This window comes from Lawsonibacter sp. LCP25S3_E2 (genome assembly GCF_052117285.1).
GTDB lineage: Bacteria > Bacillota > Clostridia > Oscillospirales > Oscillospiraceae > Lawsonibacter.
This window is the reverse complement of the sequence record NZ_JBQKJL010000058.1, coordinates 1-1,759: the sequence shown is the minus strand read 5'-3', so window position 1 is coordinate 1,759 and position 1,759 is coordinate 1. Positions and strand designations below refer to the sequence as shown.

The 1,759-nt window shown below is 47.0% G+C and carries 1 protein-coding gene and 3 pseudogenes; 1 reads left to right on the top strand and 3 read right to left on the bottom strand.

The genetic code is table 11. The features are described 5' to 3' along the window. Positions 1-103: 103 nt before the first annotated feature. Positions 104-556, top strand: a pseudogene (locus ACTQ3R_RS16435) (type IV secretory system conjugative DNA transfer family protein); the annotation flags it as partial. On the opposite strand, the pseudogene ACTQ3R_RS16430 reads toward ACTQ3R_RS16435, so the two are convergent. From ACTQ3R_RS16430 to ACTQ3R_RS16420, 3 genes and pseudogenes are all read right to left on the bottom strand, one after another. After that, positions 557-853 (bottom strand): annotated as a pseudogene (locus ACTQ3R_RS16430) (relaxase/mobilization nuclease domain-containing protein); the annotation flags it as partial. Continuing rightward, the gene (locus tag ACTQ3R_RS16425; RefSeq protein WP_069986856.1) at positions 814-1,143 is read right to left on the bottom strand and encodes a plasmid mobilization protein; all 330 of its coding nucleotides are present in this window, start codon (positions 1,141-1,143) and stop codon (positions 814-816) included. The gene ACTQ3R_RS16425 and the pseudogene ACTQ3R_RS16430, both read right to left, overlap by 40 nt. Before the next feature lie 239 nt (positions 1,144-1,382). After that, positions 1,383-1,646, bottom strand: a pseudogene (locus ACTQ3R_RS16420) (transcriptional regulator); the annotation flags it as partial. Between the last annotated feature and the right edge of the window lie 113 nt (positions 1,647-1,759).

Below are 1,759 nucleotides of genomic sequence, written 5' to 3'. Positions count from 1 at the left end.
GAAACGGAGCATGAAACACTTGAAAAGTCCTATCGCCACAGGCTTTTCCAGCGGTCACAAAGAATTTTCAAATAAATGCACATTCTGTCTTGACGAAATGCTTCCGAAAGGAACGGTTTTAATCGAGTGCGGGAAGCTCTTGCAGCGGGGCGGGTACAAAATCAAGGTGCTAAACACCATCAATTTCAAGAAATCCATGCGGTACAATCCCTTTGCCTATCTGCGCAGCGAAAAGGATATTTTGAAACTGGTAAATACCATTATCGCCAACACCAAAGGCGACGGGGAAAAATCCGGCGAGGATTTTTGGGTGAAATCGGAACGGCTTTTTTACTGCGCCCTTATCGGCTACATCTGGTACGAAGCCCCGGAGAACGAGAAAAACTTTACGACGCTGCTTGAAATGATAAATGCGTCGGAAGCCCGCGAGGACGACCCGGAATTTCAATCCCCCGTTGACCTCATGTTTGAACGCTTGGAGGAAAAAGACCCGGAACATTTTGCGGTGCGCCAGTACAAGAAGTTTTTGCTGTCTGCCGGAAAAACAAGAAGCTCTAGTCAAAACATATTCGTGCTGCCCTTTGGTTACTGCGTCTGCAAGCTGCCGTCCGATTTCATGGGCGGTCTGATAATCGACCTCTCCCGGCTCAAAGGATTGTATCAGATGGTGGGCTAAATTGTTTCCTTTATCCAACGCCTGCGACAGGGTAAAACCAAACTCAATGTCTGCCGTTTCATAGGCGCAGCCAAACGAGGACACAAGTATTTTTTCATCAGTCTTTGCGGGATTTTGGATATAGTCAAGGGCTTTGTTCAGCGTTCCTTTAATAGGCTTAATCTTTGTAACCGCCATATTTCCGCAAGCACCCCCTTTATTTCTTCTATGTCCTCTTGGTAGACGCTGCCTGTACTGTTCACACGCTTTGCAATCTGATTGACGTTGACACCGATTTTCTGTATCTCCGCTGTCATAGCTTTTATGTCGGTGTGGTCTACTTGCAGGATATACCCGTCAATGGCAATCTTCCGCAGATACGCCGCCATGTTCCGGGTGGGTATCAGCTTCATTTTTTCTTCTATTAAATCCCGTTCTGCTTCCGTTACTCTGAACTTGATTTGTACTGTTCTTTTTCGTCCGTCCATGCTTTGACGCTCCTTTCCATTCCGAGGGTTTGGGACACTTCCCAACAAGCAATTTTGCCGACGCTGCCGCAGAGCAGGGCAGGCAAAATACGGAAGTGGGTACCCGCTTCCTATGCTTGCTATTCATCTTTTCGCTTTCTTCCACGATAAAGACGGGATTTTGCCAAAGACACCCGCAGGAAAAGAAAAACGCCATAGAAACACAGCGTTTCCATAGCGTTCTTAGTGCATATTCAGTTTTAGTCATTGTCTTTTTCGACTTCCGTTATTTCCTTTGCCGTAGCCGCAACGATACGCAAACCGTTATCGCTCATGCTGTCAAGCAGAGTATCAAGCTGCCGCCGCTGCGTGGACTTCTCGGCGTTATCATTCGGAAAGAAAAACTGGTCTACCGAAATATGATAACGAGTAACAAGGTCATAGAAAACTTGCAGGCTCGGCTGTTGTCCCTTGTTCTCGATATTCGCAAGATAGCGCGGGGATATATAGAGCGCGTCGCTTACCGTTGTATTCTGTCAAGTAAAAATCCCTGGTTTTGCCAAAGCAAATTCCTTGGTATTGCCACGGGAATTCCCTGGTTTTGCCACGCTATTTTACCCGCATGAGAGCGTTGCGC

Coding starts and splice junctions, on each gene's coding strand:
- ACTQ3R_RS16425 (WP_069986856.1), bottom strand. CDS start 1,143: ATGGACGGACGAAAAAGAACAGTACAAATCAAGTTCAGAGTAACGGAA.